The organism is Desulfocucumis palustris (assembly GCF_002933875.1).
Lineage (GTDB): Bacteria > Bacillota > Desulfotomaculia > Desulfotomaculales > Desulfocucumaceae > Desulfocucumis > Desulfocucumis palustris.
Map to the genome: position 1 here is coordinate 1 of NZ_BFAV01000065.1, position 18,377 is coordinate 18,377.

Sequence of the window (18,377 nt, forward strand, 5' to 3'; positions counted from 1 at the left end):
TGGTGGAGGCGGGGGGAGTCGAACCCACCGTCCGAAAGAACGACCACAGGAGTCTCTCCGAGCGCAGACTATGCTTTAAATTTCGCCCCGTTGGCGGCCACAGTCAGCCTCGTCAATGCTGCCAGTGATGTTAGTCCCGTTAATGCCGTTATGAAGCTAGCCTAGACGCAAGGTTAAATAAGTAGCGCCGTGAACAGGTGAAGGGGCCAGCGCGTTTGTGACGGAGCGCAAAGATGTATCCACCTTGTTTGTAAAGAGAACAGGTATTAAGGCTCTGACTTTGTAATGCTTCCACCCTTCTACCTTACTGCGACTGGCTGTTTATGCTCAGGATTGAGACCGTCTAAATTGGTACTCAACATTAACTTGTTCATCCCATGGAGGTATTCAATTCTTCGGTATAGAGCAGTCTACTGTAGTTATTCTACCTCATGAATACCCGAGCGGTGATTTCACTCCTAACGGAGAAGATAATTTAATCTGAATCTGTTATAATATGGGAATTGATACCTGGATAACACTTGATTTGGTCAGAGAAAGGGGCTAATTCCTACTATTGAAGCATTGATCATTGCTGCTTCCTAAAGCAGTATCATATGATTCATTTTTTCCCTGGCAGGATTTGTCGTTTTGTTTGTGGAAATAACATCTTGGTTTTTCTGGTCTCTTCACCAATATAAAAAATTTAACGATAAGGAATGTTTATATGGAATACCTACACCAGATTCTGGATACCCGTATACAGAGATGGCGCGAAGCAGGATATCCTTCACAATATTTTGATGCAATTACGGAAATTCTTGAATATCAAACAGAGCCTGAGACAAAAGCCCTTAAATTTTTGCGCAAGCCACAACTCCTTGCGCTAGAGGCGTACTGGTATCTGCGATTAATTGAAAATACTCCTCATGTGTTAAACCTCTATAAGAGCATATACACTAAGCAGTCTGAACTTATGAAGGCACTGGGCCTAACTAATGACTTTATAAAGACTTTTGTTCTTGATGAGGGGATTGATGCCCTTTGGGAGCTTATCAAATCTGATGATGCTTTTGTTCATCACTATAAACTGGAACCTCTTCGAGAAACACTGACACTTAACTATCCTAGCTACATTTTCGCTTTAGCAATGGGAGCGGGTAAAACCATCCTAATTGGGGCCATTATAGCAACAGAATTTGCGATGGCACTGGAGTACCCTGAAGGACCGTTTGTTCAGAATGCGCTTGTATTCGCGCCAGGTAAGACCATTATAGAATCACTACGGGAGATTTCCCAGGTTCCATACAACAAAATCCTGCCACCACGTTTGTATAGGCAGTTTGCCGCAAGTGTTAAACTCACCTTTACCCGCGACGGTGAAAAAGATATACCTGTAGTCCGTGGTTCTTCTTTTAATATAGTTGTAACAAATACTGAGAAAATCCGTATTCAGAAGGAATCAGTTCGTAGGACTGACCTTGGTAAAATAAGTTTAGCATTTGGAGAGGAAGAAAAGGCCTCGGAGGAAATTGCTAACCTACGCCTTCAAACCATCGCAAGTCTACCAAAACTAGCTGTCTTTTCTGATGAAGCTCACCATACATATGGCCAAAGCTTACTTGGAAAGTGGGAAAAAGATAAGCTAACTGGAGAAAGTGTTTTTAAGGAAGCTGGTATAAAGAAGGTACGTAAAACGGTAGACTATCTTGCTGCCAATACTGAACTAGTTTGTGTAGTAAACACTACAGGCACGCCCTATTTTGAACGTCAGCCACTAAAGGACGTTGTAATCTGGTATGGCCTGTCTGAAGGTATTGCTGATGGTATACTCAAGGAACTGGCAGGTAATATTCAAGCATATAGTTTTGATTCTGCAAGTACGGACAAGTTTATTACCGAAGTTGTAAATGATTTTTTCTGTGAATATAAGAATGTACGCTTACCTAACGGAGCATTTGCAAAACTCGCTATATACTTTCCGCAGAATGACGATTTGGATGAGTTGAGACCATTTGTAGAGTCTGCTCTAATTGCTTCAGGACAATCACCAAATATAGTACTTAAGAATAACTCTGAATCTACAAAGGACGAGATTGATGCATTTAATCGTCTTAATGATTCCGGGTCAATCCACCGCGTAATCTTGCTAGTCAATAAGGGCACCGAAGGTTGGAACTGCCCTAGTTTATTTGCATGTGCACTCGCACGGAAACTAAAAACATCAAATAACTTTGTATTGCAGGCAGCGACACGTTGCTTAAGGCAAGTTCCTGGAAACAATGTTAAAGCCCGTGTATACCTGTCAATGGATAACCGAAATATCTTGGATCGCCAACTTCAAGAAACTTATGGTAAAACACTTTTAGAGCTTAATAATTCGGGGCTGGAGACTTGTAGAGAAGTTATTAAATTACGGAAGACAGAAATTCCGCCACTGGTAATTCAACAGTTGGTACGCAAAGTTGTTCATAAAAATAATTCTGAGATCAAACTCTTGGCTCTTGAAAAACCGAAAGTAACCAGTAATGGTAAGTTAACCAAAACAATATTTGCATTGGCTGAACAACAGGCTTCGAGTAGTGTATTGCAACAACTAGGAGATACCTTAACAATAGAAACGGTAGCAAACACAGAAGACCTTTATTCAGTAGCTGTTAATCTCTCAGCAATATATCGATTGGATTTGTGGAGCGTATATTCTGAATTGGTTCGTCTTTACGGTTCTGAGAGAGAACTTCCTGCTTCACATCTACCTAGTCTCGCTCAACAGATTGAAGAGGTGGTATGTAATTATAAGGTAATTGAAGAAAGTATTAACGTGCCATTAGCAATAGTTAAACCAAACGGCTTTGTTAGGGAAACTGCACCAGATGGTAACTACATATATACTACGGAAATTTTCTACTCAAAAGACCGTGAACACCTGATTACTCATGTGGGAAATTTTAATACCAATACCCATGACTTTGGTTTTCACTATACGCCCTATAATTTTGACTCTAATCCTGAGAAATCGTTTTTTGAGCAGATACTTAACTATCTTAACCTAAACTCAGAAGAGGTAGAGGATATTTATTTTATGGGAGCAATTACCGATCCAAACAAAACCGATTTCTTTATTCAGTATAAAGATGATAAGGGTAAATGGAGATGCTACACGCCTGACTTTATAATTGTTAAAAAAGAAAAGAATGGAAAGCGTGGTAAATGTATGGTTATTGAAGTTAAAGCTGAACGAGAGCGAAACCACTTGATAGATGGGGAACATGGATTAAAGGCAAAGGCTATGCGTAAGTGGGAAGCTCTTAATTCAAAATTCCTACAGTATGAAATGATATTTACAGCAGAGGAAGAAGTTTCATTTGAGCAAGCTAAAGCTGCACGCCAGTTCGTGGAGGTGGTTAAACCTTGAGCAAGCAGACAGATGTAAAGATTACAGCAGCCAAAGGGCGTCCTATGCTTGCTTGGGTGGGTAAGCGCCCGCTTAGATACGTTACAGCTTTCCCAGCCCAACATGTTGAAACATACGATCCTACTGGTGAGTTCGGCAAGAAAAAAGTAGACGCCGCTTGGTTGGAGTGGCCCGATGGTTATCCTAAAGGTGGATTGCTTTTGAATGGCGACAACAAAGAAGTGCTAGCTCATCTACTAGCCAATGGCTTTCGGGGAAAGGTAAATCTAATTTATATAGATCCACCGTTTGATTCGGGAGCAGATTATGTTCGTAAAGTGCAGCTTCGTGGTGTAACCGCAAATTTTAAAATTGACGGGGAGAATTATACACTTGGAGAACAAATTCAGTATACAGATATATGGGCTAATGACAACTATCTACAGTTTATGTATGAAAGACTGCTTCTGCTAAAAGAACTTCTTTCAGAAGACGGAAGTATAGTGCTTCATTGCGATTCCACAAAGGGACATTTATTGCGTTGTCTTTTGGATGAGGTGTTTGGAAGTGCAAATATTAAAAATGAGATAACATGGAGATATGTTAAATATCAAATGGGCAAGATAAATAGGTTTGTTGATAATACCGATAGGCTGCTTTGGTATACAAAAGGAAGTAACTATACATATAAGTTGCAAATGACACCGTTAGAAAAGCCTAAGGAACTACTTGCAAAAGGTTGGGATAAGGAAAAAGGAGTAATAGTCAACCTAAAAGACGAAAAAGGTAAGACTTATAAAATTTTAATTAATGAGGAGAAAGTTGATGACTTTTGGGATCTACCATTTGAAGGCCCAGTATGGGTAAATAATGAAGAAGGTAAACTAGCTAAGGTAGACCTACAAAATATGCCTATAGATAATACATGGTTATTGCCCTATATTGCAGCACCTAGCTATGAACGCACGGGATTTCCTACCCAGAAACCAGAGGTCCTTTTAGCAAGAGTAATTAATGCATTATCTAAGCCAGGAGATTTGATACTTGACTGCTTTATCGGGTCAGGGACTACCGCTGCTGTTGCACAGAAATTAGGCCGCCGTTGGATTGGATGTGATATAAATAAAGGTGCCATCCAAACCACTGCAAAACGCTTGCAGTCCATTATCAGTGAACAGATTTTAGAGGTGATAAATCCGCAACCGTTGGGTTTTGATTTGGATGGTAAAGATAAACAATCGGAACTTCCTCAACTAGCCTTTACGACCTGGAAGGTTAACAATTACGACTTAGTTATACAGCATAACGAAGCAATTAATTTGGCCTGTGAACATATTGGTATCCAGCGGACACGTACCGATGGTTTCTTTGACGGTACCTTGGGGAAGAAGTTAGCAAAAATTATTCCATTTGGCCACCCGTTAAGCCCTGTGGACTTGGAAGAAATTAAAAAGGAGTTAGAAGCTAGGCCTGAAGAGGAACGTTCTGTTGTGGTGGTTTGTATAGGAAAAGAACTAGCCACAGATGCCTGGGTGGAAGAGTGGAACCGTCTACGTAAAGGTGAAGATGCAGCTAATAGAATAGAAGTTATTGAATTGCGCACCGACCCCAAATATGGAAAGATTATTCTTACACAGCCCGCTACAGCCCAGGTTTCCATCATGAGAGATGGAGAGAAAATTAGAGTTGAGATCCATGATTTTATTAGCCCAACCATTGTTGAGCGGTTAGATATAGATATGCCTTTATTTAAAGCTAGAATTACTGACTGGCGCAGCATGGTGGATTGTATCATGGTTGACACTGATTATAATGGTGAGGTCTTTAATGTGACCATTTCCGATGTGCCTCAAAGAAAGAATAACCTTGTTAATGGCACTTACGAGCTACCAGCACCTGCTGGTGTAACTACTGTGGCCGTGAAAATTATGGATATGCTCGGTGAAGAAGTACTGGTAACGAGACAAGTCTAAATGAATAGATCAATTGCTTTTGCTCTATCATTCTGGGATGAATTATACACATCTGAGAAACTGGATTAGTCTTATTCTATAAGTAATTAGATAATAATTTATAGATCGATTAATGGACCAGTCAACCAAGCGACTTCGTAATTGGTATAAGAAATCTAAGGAAGCGAACACAACCGCTTCCATATTTTTTATTGAGGGGGTTACGCATTTGGCCGTTGCCAAGAATGTGAAGCTGTTGCCCCAAAAAGAACTCGTTGCTGCGGATGAGAGCGGAATCATTACCCGACATTATGAGGATTGTGGTAACTGCGGCGGTAAAAATACTCTAAAAGTATACGAATGTAGATTTAAAACCTGGTGGCAGGTGGAGCAAAGTTGCTCAGAATGTTTGTTTCTGGAAAGGAAGGTCTACGGCAAGCAAAAGATGATGGTCAACTAAAAGGAGAGCCAAATTCCGAGGCTCTCCTAATGTTTCTTTTTATCCAGTAAATCCATGAACAATCTGGTTATGGTGATGATGAAGCGGACATCTTCAGGATCACGATCCTTTAATAGACTAACAGCTTCATCAATGAGGCCGTCTAAGTGGGCAACTTTTACACTGTCAGCCAAAAGATGATCAACGGTAACGTTGAGGGCGTTGGCGATGTTAACGATGACTTCAAGGGAGGGGTTCGCGGAACACCTTGGCCTGCCCGGTGAGGAAGATGTCAGGTTGGCGATGTTAACGATGACTTCAAGGGAGGGGTTCTTGACGCCGCGCTCTATTTGCCCAATATATGATTCGTTACAGTTGACCAATTCTGCCAGTTGTTCCTGTGTAAGGTGGGCTCTTTTCCGTTCTTCCCTGATTCTGTTGCCGAGATTATGTAGAACCAATAGTATTCCTCCCCTTTACCAATAGGTTAGATTGGCAGAGGAAGGAAATGAAGGTGCTATAGGTAGGGTTGACAAGTACTATGGGTACAGGTAATATATGTATGTAACAAAAATAATTGGCTCAGCAAAGTTTAAGGCGCATAGAGTTTTTATGTATCTACTATATTTATTGAGGTGAAGGTGTTGAATCCGTTGTTGAGCTTAACCGGGGTAGGATTAGCCATTGGATTAATTGGTGGTTTTGCTGTTGGGTACGAAACTGAAGCTGCTGCAAGAGAAAAAGCAAAAGTAAAAAAAAGGGAAAAGGAAGAAGCTAAGAAAAAAGCCGAGTGGGAAAGGCAGAAGGCCGAAGAAGCAAGACTGAGGATGGAAGAAGAGAAGAGAAAAGAAGAGGAATTCAGTACATTAGAGGAATTATCAGAGATGGTAATGGCTTTTTCCATTAATTATAAAGGGATAATTGATATAGATATAAGGCAACCACAAGAAAAAATAGTCACAGATTATTTTACGGAAAGAAAAACAGCCGAAATCTATTTAAAGGGGACTAGTGCATTAAAAGGATATAATATTGTGTACAATGTAGAATTTATATCGGAAATCCGCAGTAATGGTAATTATGTATATAAGGTATGGATGGCTAAAGGTAATGCAGCTTATAGAAAATATAGACATTAACAAGATGAGATAAGGCGGTGTCAAAATGGAAAAGTCCTTTAAGAGCATAGAAGAAGCTAATAAGTGGTTGGGGCAGCAGAATAATATAAGATATGCCGAATTGGTTGAATGTAAAGCTTTTAGAAGGCCAAGTTACACTAACAATATAGTCATAAGGTATGATATTGAAAATAATGGTAAATCGCAATATGAGTTTAATATTGAGGTTTTTGATGTTGATTATGCGGATAGAAAGAATAGTGGTGGCTATAGTTTAAAAGGTTTTTTAAAGCTAGATGGTGGAAAATCTAGCACAGACCAAATTTTCAAGAGAAAAGTGGAGAGGTATGTTGATGTTAACGGTGTTTCACGATGTAATGAAACACATCGTATAAATAAAGGACCACTTAATGAGGTGCTGGTAATATTATTTAAAAAAGAGCTTTAATCCTTATTAAGATTTGGTTTATCAGTTCTACATTTATATGTAAAGGGGCATCTACTTTTGGCAACCTTCCGTATAGTTTTACGGTCATGGCCAGATATGCGGGCTAGATAACTTATACTTATGCCGCGTTCCAGGTAGTCCTTTAGGGTTAACCACTCACTTAGCTTAATCATTTGCATCGCCTCCTGGGGAATTTTCAATGGTAGGAATCCCTGGAATGTATGTTTATTTCTGGAGTTAAGGGCAGCATATCATTATTCGTCCATGTGATTTTTCATGAAGAACCGAAGAAGTGCCCCAAAAACCAGTGTTTACAGGGTATTTGATGTTTTGCAATTGCCGAAGTTAAAAATTAACATTTTTGTGACGATGACATTTCTCTGGAGAAAAATACCGTCACCCCCTCGGGCCTTATGTATAAAGGCTTTGTGACGGTGTGACGGTTGTGACGATAAAATTTTTACTCTTCATGGGGTTCATGTCTACTTCTCTTTTTTTCCCTAATCCCAAATAAGGAATAATTATTATTCCCCTTAATAAAGGAAATATATCGTCACTACCGTCACAAGGTTTAAAATGTTCACTATTTATATTCTTAATTGAATGACGATATCAGATTTTTTATCGTCACAATACTGTCACAAACGTCACTGTCATACTGTATTCCAGTCGTTACTGGAATAATCAGCATATGATCCTTCATTGTGGCAAGCTGAATCATCTTTAGGTTCATTGTTACCAGTTGCGTTAATTCCTTTATTGGTAATAATTATATTTCTTCCGGTGCCGCTCCTGGATAAATCCAAATATATCTCTCTTTTTTGCAAAATAACTTTAGCTTCATTTAGTTTTCTGGTCAAAGCGTTGGGAGCTTTAGGCCAACTTTTTGCCCGGGTATCTATTCTTTCATTTTCAGCCACTGCCTCAATTGCTTCGAGAAGGTTTGAAGAAGTTCCTGTCCATTCATTTTTATCAGCCATCAGAGAAGTTACTGCAAAAGCTACTGGATTGTTGTAAATTGCTTCGTCGTTTTGTCTACCTTGGTTTTCTGCGTATGCATTAAGAAATGCCTCTCCGCCGTAGCCAAGGGCCTCAGCCACAGCATAACCCCAATATGTAAAATCCGCCATTGAAGTGGTCCCTTGTAATTTTATTTGAGGATATATTTTCATGGCTTTGGAAAGAGCATTAAAAACGCCTCCTAGGATATAAGGCCTTGCTTCATTGAATCGCTCCCAGAACACTCTTTCTTCTAGTCGCTTGTCACTGGCAATATGCGCCAATTCAAACAGGATTGCCCTTCTTAATAAGTCTGCCTGTGTTGCCACGCAGTTAATGCCGTTAATTATAAACAGACGCTTAAAATTATATATATGGTCATCGTCGTTAGAATATAGCTTGCGTTTACTATCGCCATCTCCGGTAACGGCGGCACAAATTTTATCTGACAAGGTTTTGGGGATATTGCTAAGATTTTCAAGTATGATAACATAATTATGAGCCATATATTGTGTGAACTCTCCCCGGTTATCGTAGCAATTACAGGTTTCACTGGCTGAGGGATCGATAATCCTTCTGGTTACTTTACTCGCAATGGATTTACCCGCCCCTTCACTCCCGTGAAAAACAAACACGGCATGGGCAATATCCGGAATGAAACTGGTTATGACGCTAACCAGATACAGAATCTTCAACTTTGGGTCTGTGATATTTATAAAATCAAGCAGCTTTTTTATATTTCCGTCTTTGTACGGTTCTGGTTGCGGCTGCTGATGGCTATACCGCTGAAAAAGTATTGGCGGTTCTGAAACAACCTCCCACCCTTCAGGTGTTATTTTAACCGCTCTCCATTTTTTATCTGAAAGGTCATACCAAAATTCCTTATTAATTTCAGCAGTACGGTTGTGTAATTTGTACTCCCTGTCACTTTTCCAAGCTTTTGCTTTAATGGTGTTAATTGCAGAATTTAATGCATCGCTGCCCGGGCCTCTAGCAAATTCGTCATAATACATGGAAGTAAGCCACAGCTTGAAATTATCGCTATCATAACGCCATATTTCATTATGATCATTTACTTTTATTTTAACGCATTGTTCATGGACATTGTTTTTAAATAGAAATGCTTTGCCAGCCAACTTAAGTAGTGTATCCTGTTGTGAATCTTTGTTGCCTTCGTTATAATAGCTAGTTTTTGCTGAAGATAGATAGTTGTCGATGGATTTTTTCTTGACTCCTAATGGGTTAAGTTTTCTGTATAATTGATTTGCAATTAAATCCTTATGTATCTCATCGGTGAGCTGCAATGTTTGTAGTTCGTTTAATAATGATGAAATATTCTCATTTGCCACTTTATCTTTTGTAATAATATCCAATTTATCGAATAAAAGTTCTATATAATCTTTTGCTTCATTAGTGAACTGGCCAATTATATTTTTAAAGTTTTCCGGGTTTCCCACGTATAGTTCATTGGGATCTTTAGCATTCGGGAGTGCAATGTTTTTTGCTTTTGGGAACATTTCTTTTACCAGATCCATTGCTGCTTTCTGACCTGGATTGTCATCTTTTTGACTGTCGTTATCCAGCAAAAGGTAAATGTGCTGAGCCTTCTTTAATATTAACTGTTTTTCTTTGCTTAAGCTTGTGCCAATGGCACAGACTGCAAGAAAACCGCTTTGAATCATGGAGAACCAATCGAAAATTCCTTCCACCATATAGACAGGACTATCGCTGCGAATACGGTCAATGCCAATTAATGGTTTTCCCCACCTGTTTGGGAGAAGATATTTCGGAAGTTTACTTTCATCAGTATGCTTATAATCCCAGAAAATAGAGTAAATTGGTTTGCCATAATGGTATACAGGAAATACAATGCGCTCTCTGGGCAGGTAACCGCCACCGTTCCCAATAAAACCAAGTAATTCCGCCTCTCCGGTAGGCTTGTTACCGGGATCATATCCAATTTTATATTCATCAATAATATCATCGGTTAGACCACGCTTGCGCAAAACTTCCCGGTGTTCTTTTCTTATCTGGGTATGAGCCCAGCCAATATATTCATCAAGTAGTTTCTGCTTTTGGGATAATTCTTCATGCTTGGCCTTCTGTTCCGGTGTTAATTCTTCGTAAGGAATATCCCAGGATTCTGCCAGCTCTTTTGTTGCCTCCCATGTGTCCATGTTTTTTGATTGCATAACAAGGTCAATATTGCTGCCACCGAGTTTGCAGCCAAAACAATGCCATGTGTTTGTTTCAGTATAAACGGTAAATGACGGATCGTTGTCTTCATGGAACGGGCAGGTTCCTTTTGCATAATTTTGATATTCATTTAATTGGATATCTGGAAAATATTCGTTTATCACACTTAAAATGGGAATTTCTTTTACGACATCAAAAATGCTCATTTAATAACCTCCTGATATAGTCTGCTATAAGAGCATCAGTTTGGTTAGGGCAAAAGTTTCGAGGTTAATTAAACGGCTATTTTATAAGGTTAAAAAGAAAGGCTATTATAATTTCTTAAATCTGAGAATTAAATCAATGAATGTACTGAGATTAGTCTAGAGGATTAGTCGTGAAATTTAGGCTTTAAGAGGGGCTTGAGCTTCCCCTGGGAAAATATTGGCTATATCTCTCAGGATTTATAGAATTAAGAAGGATCACGGAAAAGCCTCGCACCCGTGTTTTAAGGGGCCTTAGGGGTACCTCCGCTTTCTACAGAAAGGTTAACACAACCATATCAAGGGTATATAAAGGCCACTGCTGTGAACATTAAAGGAGCTTTAAGCCGCTGAATTTATTACCTGTTCGTAATGCTATCTCACCATGATGGAACACCTCCGCTGGTTTTATTTTACCAGCCAATTTGTGTGTCCATCAAATCGAGGTAACATCAGGGCATTCTCCCACTGCTGGAGAATGCCCTATTTAACTTTTTTATATGGCACCATTCTGTCTAGTTTTAACTGTAAAAGTTGTAGTTATTTTATCTAATAAATCCTGGGAAGGTTTTAGTCTGTCGTTTTCAATTCTACTCATTGCATCGGGGTTAATTCCAATCATTTGTGCAAGCTCATAAGATTTAATTCCAAGTTTAATGCGGGCTATCTTAATTTCAATACCAGTCATGGGCATAGCCTCCTTTCAAATAATCTATAATTCAATTATAAATTATTGAAAGGAGACTGCAACGAAAAAATAAACACGTATATATCTAATTAATGGTTATTAATTAATTTTTATTGCCTGTTCGAGTTCTTCTGGAGTAGTTAATTCTTTGGGTACATAGTTTCCAGCCCTGTCCAAGCAGGTTAAGGAGTATATATATGTTTTACCTTGTCCACCCTCATGAACATGGAGGTACCCGCTGTCTTCAAGATGGTGTATGTGTCGCTGTATTTCGGTTTGATTCCATCCTCTGTCAAAATTCATTATTTCAGCTCTGGTAAATTTTACACTCTTTGGTTCCTTATTTTCACTGGTAGATTTTCTCATGACCAATTCAATAAGTGTGTTAAGTAAGTCTCTACTCCTTTGGCCTTTAAGAGGATCATATATATTGGTAAGGAGCTTAACGCCAAGGTTATAAGCTATCTCATAGTCAACTAAGTCTGCCGAAATATATTCGGCATCAGGAGGTATATTTTTTTCATATTGTCTCAGTAAAGCTACTGTCACTACTAAAAGAAGATATCTCTCATAATCTCTTCTTGACCTGACATGGTTATCAGGGAAATTTATATGTTCAGCGTACGGGATAATTACTTTGTAGCTCTTAAGCAGAGCCTGTGCATTATGATGCCTTCTTATTATCTTTTCGTTGTTTTGGCTTACAGCCTGTGGGTTTGATGACCACCTTTTGGCTGTAATTTCATGGACTCGGCGGGTCTGCTCCTTTGTCTCATCTACGACAACTTCAAAAACCCTGGTATGGTTTTCAGGGTTTATTGTGCCTGTAGTTGTTTCGAATAAAACTATAGGTCCGTTGACGGTAAACTCCTCTGTCTTATAAATTCCTTTAGATTTAATGGAAATACTTGAGGTTAATTTGCCTTCACTTAGTAAAGCTCTTATGGGGTATGTTGCCTTTTTCGCTCCTTCTACCTCATTAATTCTTAAAATCTTATGAGACAGAGTAAAATCTTGGTTGTTAACCGTATTTCTGTAGTTGTAGAGAGCGGTTTGGGTTAAACGATCTAATTCAATTTTCTCGTTACCGGGGATTAACTTTAGAGTAGTGTTGACAAGCATTGATTTCCCAGCTGAACTCGGTCCAGTTACCAGTAATGATATCGGTTTTTCTAGCTTGCGGGAAGTAGCTGCCAAATATGCTACCGGTATATTGAAGTCTTCGCCTACATATCCAAGTTGCTCGTAATCATTAATAATTCTCTTTATTTTATTAGGGTCTTTTAAAAAATCCATCGCGTCATTATAATCTTCCTCACTCAGGCCGTTTGGGAAATTTTTAATTTTACAGTTTTCTTTGGATAACCTGGTAATAGCCTCTTCTTCTTGCTTTATTGAATCCTCACAGTTATTATGGTAAAACCCCCATGCTTGTAATGGTTTTTCGTCAAAATCAATACCATGCTCATCCAGTTCATCAATTTCAGGAAGGTAAAACACTGATTTCCCGAAAAAATTAGAGAGTCTTACCAGAGATGCATCATCAAAAAATTCGTCTTCATCTAAATTGAAAATATTGTAGGGATTACTTTCGCTAATGGGGATGCCGTTTACCCCGCAGTCATTATTAACATTTTGAGTATCTTTAATTATCATTTAGCTATTCCTCCAGAAATATATGATATTTTGCGCAAGACCGAAGAAGTGCTGATTGGGCCTTTAGCAGAAACTGTTGCACTTCTGTGGGTGTCGCCAATCCCATGAATTACCATATAAAATTTTCAAGGATCTTTTGTTGAATAAACTTTAAAGGATTAAAGTTAATTAGCTGGACAAATAAAAAACTTCCCCTGAAACTGCATAACAAAACATGCCCAGACAAGGATAGCCCCTATCAGCAGTAGTGTTATGGTTCGTTCTCAAGAGAAGTTTCGTTCTTTCAGCCTGTCGCTTCCCGACGCAGGCGATAAATATCAGTTATGGGAGCCTTTATGCTCACCTGTTAGTTTAATGTAAAATATCTTCCGGTTAAATATCCCTCCCTGGCCATTTGGCGGTAAAACGTATTATAAGCTAAGCCATATATAAGAGTCAAGCAGATCCAAAAAAATTTTTACTTTTTTTCGGCAAATATTCCGGTGAGAGAACGGCAATCCTGGTAGATACTGCGAAAAATTTAACTTCTCCGCTTCTCCGCCCGGTCACCACTAATAATCCCATCAAGGCTAATGGGGCCCCTCATGCTTCCTGTCCGCAGGATATATATACTTCTTGATAGGAGCCTTGTCAAGAGCCATAAAAATTTTTATAGGCTTTTGCGTGGCATTTTGAGGTGCGTAGAAGAAAAACCCGGCAATGACAAGGAAATTTTAAACTTCTTCGGTTCTTCGCAATAATTTGCCACGCTGCATCATCATGGGTATAAGAATCTCAGAAGGGCTGGACAAAAAATCCAGTCCTTTATAATTTTTAGAAGGATGGTGGTCCCTATTAATTTTGTGATGCGCTCCATAACCTTCAATAGCCTTTGCTCCATGTTTGTAATGCTCCAGGTAAGACAGAGGATTATCCTTATGTCCGAGGATTTACCACGGCAGCAGAAACGAGTCCAGCTATGCGCCGTTAATAAGCTGCTGAATATAGTGACCAACAGACTGCTGGTGTTTTGATAGGGGAAAGGCTATGGACTATCCAATCTTCCATTCATTGCCACTCAAAGATTTGTTGGGCCTTATAATAAGGGAGAATTCAGAAGATGCCACCGGACACCTGCTTCAGCAATATCCATCGCTCCAGGAGCTGGCACAGATTACCCTGGAGGAATTGACTGTTATCCCCGGTGTTGGTCTAGCCAGTGCAAGAATTATGATGGCATGTATCGAGCTGGCCAAACGCTTTAGCACCCCTCTGCCCGAAAGGACAGCCATCAAATCTCCGCAGGATGTGTACACTTATTTAGCCGATATGCGCTATTTGGACCGAGAGCACTTTAAGGCCTTGCACCTCAATACAAAAAATCAGGTTACGGTTACGGAGACAATCAGCATTGGCACCCTAAATTCCTCTGTGGTTCATCCACGCGAGTTATTTAAAAGCGCCGTTAGGAAAAGCTCAGCAGCCCTTATATTAGCCCATAACCATCCTTCATCTGATTGCACACCATCTATGGAGGATATTGACGTAACCAAACGGCTGGTGGAAGCAGGGAATATAATCGGTATTGAAATACTGGACCATGTTGTTGTCGGCTTTAGCGGTTTCCTGAGTTTCAAAGAAAAGGGGCTACTATAACCAATAAATGTAAATGCGGGTATAAGAATAGAAAGAAGGGAGGAGTATAAATGTTTCAATTAATTGTAAATCCGAATTTCCAGAAGGCAATGACATCAGGAGCGGTACAGTTATTTAAAATCGGTACATTGACAGTGGCCAGTGTATGGTTGTCCAGGGCGACACATGAGGCAGGTAAGAACTTAATAGCGGAGATGACCCAGCATTACAGGATAATAAAACATCAAATGTCCGTTTAGGGAAGCGTCAGCTTCCCATTTTTATTTGGAGAGGGGGATTTCAATGGACTGGCAGGAACTCGTTAAAAAGGCCCTGGCCGATTTACTCCTGGTAGGATTGCTCAGCACAGCGGCTATTGCCTGCAGCAGTATGATTCAGCAGACTTTATCTTTGCCTGCGGAGGAGAAGCGATGATTGAAGACGATGATTACAGGAGAGTAAACCAGTTTGTGCTGGACAAGTTTGAGCGGGAGAAGGGTACTAAGCATGATTCCGTTGGCAAGCAGATTGACAGCACCTGTGACAGGGTAAACCGTTCCGTTAATAATTCAGGGAAATTCAGATCCAGGGAACTCAGCCCCAAATTTCAGGAAATGCTGTTGGTAGGGGCTATACTGTTTGCCAAATTCTGCCTGTGGTGGCTTTATCGGCATGCTCAGGATAATGACGTGGATGTGACTGGGTTATAGAATGGGAAAGGCCCGAAGGCATTGAGCTTTCGGGCCTATTAAAAATTTCTTAAGATTAGGCTATAAACTATGGATAATCAATATAGGAGCGCTTTGAGAAGGGATTGCAGTCTCTAAGTCGGTTTATTGTCTTTTTTGTAGCTATTAAAAAAGGATACTTCTTGAATGCTAAAATTGCATAGTTGGAGCAAGATGGATAATGCAGGCATTTTGGTGGTCTGTTTTTTGTTAACCACTGATATATTTTTATAACATTTATTACCATATGGCAGAAAATCCTACACATTGTATACCATACCTAGTTTCCTTGTGGTTTAAGCTCTTCAACAATTTGAGAAAATATTTTTCTAATCTCATAACCCTTTTCTTTAGTTGGTATAGGAATTATTACAGTTCCTCCAGAGGTGCTAATTTTTAGTTCGTATACTTGGACTGAACTACATCCTGATGCTTTTTTCATATCTGATACCTCTAAAAAGGAAATTTTTTCAATGGGTAGAATTCCGTCCTTTTCAACAGTTACTTGGGCGTTATTATTAAAGTCATTAACTTTTGCCTTATATAAAACCCTTTTATTTGTAATGGATATCCAATAATTTCTTCCTGGACTTGAACTCAGGCACCCACCCTCAAACGAAATGTAGGAAAAATAGTACACGTCTTCCTGAGGCATTAATTGAGACTGAAGTTCATCTGGTATGCCTTCTGATATTTTTTGAAGGGCCATAGTTTTATCATCCTCCAATAAATTTAAGCTAAGATTCTGTAAAAATTAAGTTCAATTTCTGGACCATAATTATCAATTATACACTATAGCAGTGATTTATAAGTATCCCATCCGGTGAGGCTATTTTAAGCATTATAATAATTCTCTATTATTATGGTATGATTATGAAAACTATTAATCACAATAAAAAATTACACTACATTTGTCAAAATTCCTGCTTAATATATGCAAGAATATATCGACAATATATGACAATTTCTTCTTTTAATTACGGTATAAGAAATATAAGCATAAACCCCGTAGATCAAGTGCTACGGGGTTTTTCATTTTTACCAGGAGGTTTATCAATATGGAACAAACCAGAGCAGTAGCCTACGCCAGGGTCTCATCAAAGGAGCAAGCCGAGAAAGAACTTTCCATCCCCGCACAGCTAAAAGCCATCCGTAAATATTGCCAGGACAAAAATTACAAATTGGTTGCCGAGTATCTGGACGAGGGAAAATCCGCAAAAACAGCAGACCGTCCAGCTTTCCAGAAAATGATAGCTCTGGCAAAGAAACAGAACCGCCATTTTGATGTCATTATCGTACACAAATTTGACCGTTTCAGCCGCAGTAGGGAAGACCATGTAGTTTACAAAGCCCTGCTAAAAAAAGTAGGTGTTCACGTCTATTCAGTCACCGAACAAACCGATTCAGAAACCCCGCACGGTTTTCTTTTAGAAGGAATGCTGGAGGTAATCTCAGAGTTTTATAATATGAACTTGGCCAGTGAGACAAGGAAGGGAATGGTAGAGAATGCAAAGAGGGGATATCACAACGGAGGATCGCCGCCATACGGATACCGAGTAGGAAAAATTCAAGATAGCAGAGGGAATTTAAAATCCGTCTGGGTGTTGGGGCCAGAAGAAGAGGTCAGCACCGTCAGGCGGATTTTTGATTTGTATGTACGGCAGAACAGGGGGTATAAATCTATTGTAAATATCTTGAACTCCGAAAACACTCCTTCACCCACAGGTAAAACCTGGAGTTTTTCAACAATCTGGACTATCCTCCACAATGATGTTTATATTGGCCGAAGGACGTGGAATAAACATGATTACGTGAATTTTGGTAAAAAGAAAAAGCCCCAGAAGGAATGGATAGTGGTTGCCGATGCCCATCCGCCGATTATTGATAGGGATACTTTTAATGCCGTTGCAGCAAAAGGCCAGGAACGTAGTCCACTCGGGGGAGCATACCAGCCAACAGGCCCATCGCTTTATATCCTTAGGGGTATGTTAAAATGCCCGATGTGCGGAGTGAATATGGTGACTGGTGCCAATAGCAGAAAAAACCGTGGACACACTCGTTACTATCACTGCGGTACTTATCACAGAAAGGGTTCTAAGGCCTGTAAAAGAAACAGTGTTATAAAGTATAAAATAGAGGCTGCGGTACTTAATTGTCTTACCAGAGAGTTTTCTTTGCTCTCATTTCCTGGGAGCATTGAGGATGAGATAAGGCGTTACATGGATTACCAGAACAGGGAAATAACTTTCCAGTTGGCCAGGATTGATGATGACATTAAACACCTTAACAGGAGAATTGAGATCGCCAGGAAAGAAAAAACTTCTTATGGCACCAAATACGTTGCCCAATATATTAAAGAGATGGAAGGGGAGATTGAGAAGCTGACCAGGGAACGCTCTGAGGTTGATGAATTGAAAACATCCTCTAATTTAACTGATGAACAACTCCAATATATAAGGGACAGGCTGAAGGATTTCGCCCAACGTATAAAAATTGAACCGACAGATATTCAGCACAGCCTGCTGAAGCTATATATTAACTCGATAGTCTATGACCAGTTCTCAGATAATTATAAAATGGCTTATCATATCGGCATCCCTAAAGAATCTTCGGCTGGCTCATTGATAGTCCTTGAAAAGACAATGTATTTTACATTGGATTAACAGCATCACCGAAACCACCCTCAACGGTGTTTGACCTTGAAAACAGGGGTTCGGCAATAAAAACCTGGAAAAGCTTATGAAATAAGACTTTTCCATCCACGCCGAACCCCATCCCACACAAAAATAAAAAGCTCAAGCTGAAGTGCTTGAGCTAATTTATATGTATGGTGGAGGCGGGGGGAGTCGAACCCACCGTCCGAAAGAACGACCACAGGAGTCTCTCCGAGCGCAGACTATGCTTTAAATTTCGCCCCGTTGGCG

General features: G+C 39.7%; 17 protein-coding genes and 1 other RNA gene. 11 read left to right on the forward strand and 7 right to left on the reverse strand.

From position 1 onward, the window contains the following. Nucleotides 1-706 precede the first annotated feature (706 nt). The 3 genes from DCCM_RS04960 to DCCM_RS04970 all read left to right on the forward strand — a co-directional run bounded on the left by DCCM_RS04960 (nucleotide 707) and on the right by DCCM_RS04970 (nucleotide 5,785). On the forward strand, nucleotides 707-3,394 hold the full coding sequence (locus DCCM_RS04960) for a TnsA endonuclease N-terminal domain-containing protein (RefSeq protein ID WP_104371346.1): 2,688 nt from the start codon (nucleotides 707-709) through the stop codon (nucleotides 3,392-3,394). Continuing rightward, a complete protein-coding gene (locus tag DCCM_RS19400) occupies nucleotides 3,391-5,346 on the forward strand; it encodes a DNA methyltransferase (RefSeq protein ID WP_207655545.1) in 1,956 nt (651 codons plus the stop codon). The genes DCCM_RS04960 and DCCM_RS19400 overlap by 4 nt, the downstream gene beginning before the upstream one ends. A gap of 208 nt (nucleotides 5,347-5,554) precedes the next feature. Further along, nucleotides 5,555-5,785, forward strand: a complete 231-nt coding sequence (locus DCCM_RS04970; RefSeq protein ID WP_104371347.1) for a hypothetical protein — start codon at nucleotides 5,555-5,557, stop codon at nucleotides 5,783-5,785. A 26-nt stretch (nucleotides 5,786-5,811) separates the two neighbouring features. Here the strand turns inward: DCCM_RS04970 and DCCM_RS04975 are convergent, their stop codons facing one another. After that, nucleotides 5,812-6,225: a helix-turn-helix domain-containing protein gene (locus tag DCCM_RS04975; RefSeq protein ID WP_165792019.1), complete on the reverse strand. Its 414-nt coding sequence runs from the start codon at nucleotides 6,223-6,225 to the stop codon at nucleotides 5,812-5,814. Nucleotides 6,226-6,408: 183 nt separating this feature from the next. Here DCCM_RS04975 and DCCM_RS04980 point away from each other — a divergent pair, with 183 nt between their 5' ends. Together DCCM_RS04980 and DCCM_RS04985 are read left to right on the forward strand one after the other, a co-directional pair. Beyond that, complete coding sequence (locus tag DCCM_RS04980) at nucleotides 6,409-6,903, forward strand: hypothetical protein (protein WP_128739092.1); 495 nt, start codon at nucleotides 6,409-6,411, stop codon at nucleotides 6,901-6,903. A 25-nt stretch (nucleotides 6,904-6,928) separates the two neighbouring features. Then, nucleotides 6,929-7,330: a hypothetical protein gene (locus DCCM_RS04985; RefSeq protein ID WP_104371350.1), complete on the forward strand. Its 402-nt coding sequence runs from the start codon at nucleotides 6,929-6,931 to the stop codon at nucleotides 7,328-7,330. Nucleotides 7,331-7,983: 653 nt separating this feature from the next. Here DCCM_RS04985 and DCCM_RS04990 read toward each other — a convergent pair. The 3 genes from DCCM_RS04990 to DCCM_RS05000 all read right to left on the reverse strand — a co-directional run bounded on the left by DCCM_RS04990 (nucleotide 7,984) and on the right by DCCM_RS05000 (nucleotide 13,111). Further along, nucleotides 7,984-10,731, reverse strand: coding sequence for an AICE element replication initiation protein (locus tag DCCM_RS04990; RefSeq protein WP_104371351.1), 2,748 nt, complete (start codon nucleotides 10,729-10,731; stop codon nucleotides 7,984-7,986). Between the two features lie 532 nt (nucleotides 10,732-11,263). After that, nucleotides 11,264-11,455 (reverse strand): helix-turn-helix domain-containing protein, encoded by a 192-nt coding sequence (locus tag DCCM_RS04995; protein ID WP_165792020.1) that lies wholly within the window; start codon nucleotides 11,453-11,455, stop codon nucleotides 11,264-11,266. A gap of 99 nt (nucleotides 11,456-11,554) precedes the next feature. Next, nucleotides 11,555-13,111: an MTBMA_p00010-related P-loop-containing protein gene (locus DCCM_RS05000; protein WP_104371353.1), complete on the reverse strand. Its 1,557-nt coding sequence runs from the start codon at nucleotides 13,109-13,111 to the stop codon at nucleotides 11,555-11,557. Nucleotides 13,112-13,932: 821 nt separating this feature from the next. On the opposite strand from DCCM_RS05000, the gene DCCM_RS18295 reads away from it, so the two are divergent. Genes DCCM_RS18295 through DCCM_RS05015 form a run of 5 tightly spaced genes read left to right on the forward strand, consistent with a single transcriptional unit; the run spans nucleotide 13,933 to nucleotide 15,435 of the window. Beyond that, on the forward strand, nucleotides 13,933-14,124 hold the full coding sequence (locus DCCM_RS18295; RefSeq protein ID WP_128739094.1) for a hypothetical protein: 192 nt from the start codon (nucleotides 13,933-13,935) through the stop codon (nucleotides 14,122-14,124). A gap of 13 nt (nucleotides 14,125-14,137) precedes the next feature. Next, nucleotides 14,138-14,746, forward strand: a complete 609-nt coding sequence (gene radC / locus DCCM_RS05005; protein ID WP_104371354.1) for a RadC family protein — start codon at nucleotides 14,138-14,140, stop codon at nucleotides 14,744-14,746. Between the two features lie 50 nt (nucleotides 14,747-14,796). Then, entirely contained in the window at nucleotides 14,797-14,985 is a 189-nt protein-coding gene (locus DCCM_RS05010; protein ID WP_104371355.1) for a hypothetical protein, read from the forward strand. Nucleotides 14,986-15,028: 43 nt separating this feature from the next. Next, the gene (locus tag DCCM_RS19405; protein WP_269433732.1) at nucleotides 15,029-15,160 is read left to right on the forward strand and encodes a hypothetical protein; all 132 of its coding nucleotides are present in this window, start codon (nucleotides 15,029-15,031) and stop codon (nucleotides 15,158-15,160) included. Then, nucleotides 15,157-15,435, forward strand: a complete 279-nt coding sequence (locus DCCM_RS05015; protein WP_104371356.1) for a hypothetical protein — start codon at nucleotides 15,157-15,159, stop codon at nucleotides 15,433-15,435. Before DCCM_RS19405 ends, DCCM_RS05015 begins: the two co-directional genes overlap by 4 nt. A gap of 67 nt (nucleotides 15,436-15,502) precedes the next feature. On the opposite strand, the gene yidD is transcribed toward DCCM_RS05015, so the two are convergent. Together yidD and DCCM_RS05025 are read right to left on the reverse strand one after the other, a co-directional pair. Continuing rightward, entirely contained in the window at nucleotides 15,503-15,721 is a 219-nt protein-coding gene (gene yidD, locus DCCM_RS05020; protein WP_307718798.1) for a membrane protein insertion efficiency factor YidD, read from the reverse strand. A gap of 12 nt (nucleotides 15,722-15,733) precedes the next feature. Then, nucleotides 15,734-16,162, reverse strand: a complete 429-nt coding sequence (locus DCCM_RS05025) for a hypothetical protein (protein ID WP_104371358.1) — start codon at nucleotides 16,160-16,162, stop codon at nucleotides 15,734-15,736. A 349-nt stretch (nucleotides 16,163-16,511) separates the two neighbouring features. Here DCCM_RS05025 and DCCM_RS05030 point away from each other — a divergent pair, with 349 nt between their 5' ends. Further along, nucleotides 16,512-18,116, forward strand: coding sequence for a recombinase family protein (locus DCCM_RS05030; RefSeq protein WP_104371359.1), 1,605 nt, complete (start codon nucleotides 16,512-16,514; stop codon nucleotides 18,114-18,116). Between the two features lie 165 nt (nucleotides 18,117-18,281). On the opposite strand, the gene ssrA is transcribed toward DCCM_RS05030, so the two are convergent. Continuing rightward, nucleotides 18,282-18,377: a transfer-messenger RNA gene (gene ssrA, locus DCCM_RS19810) on the reverse strand; the annotation flags it as partial.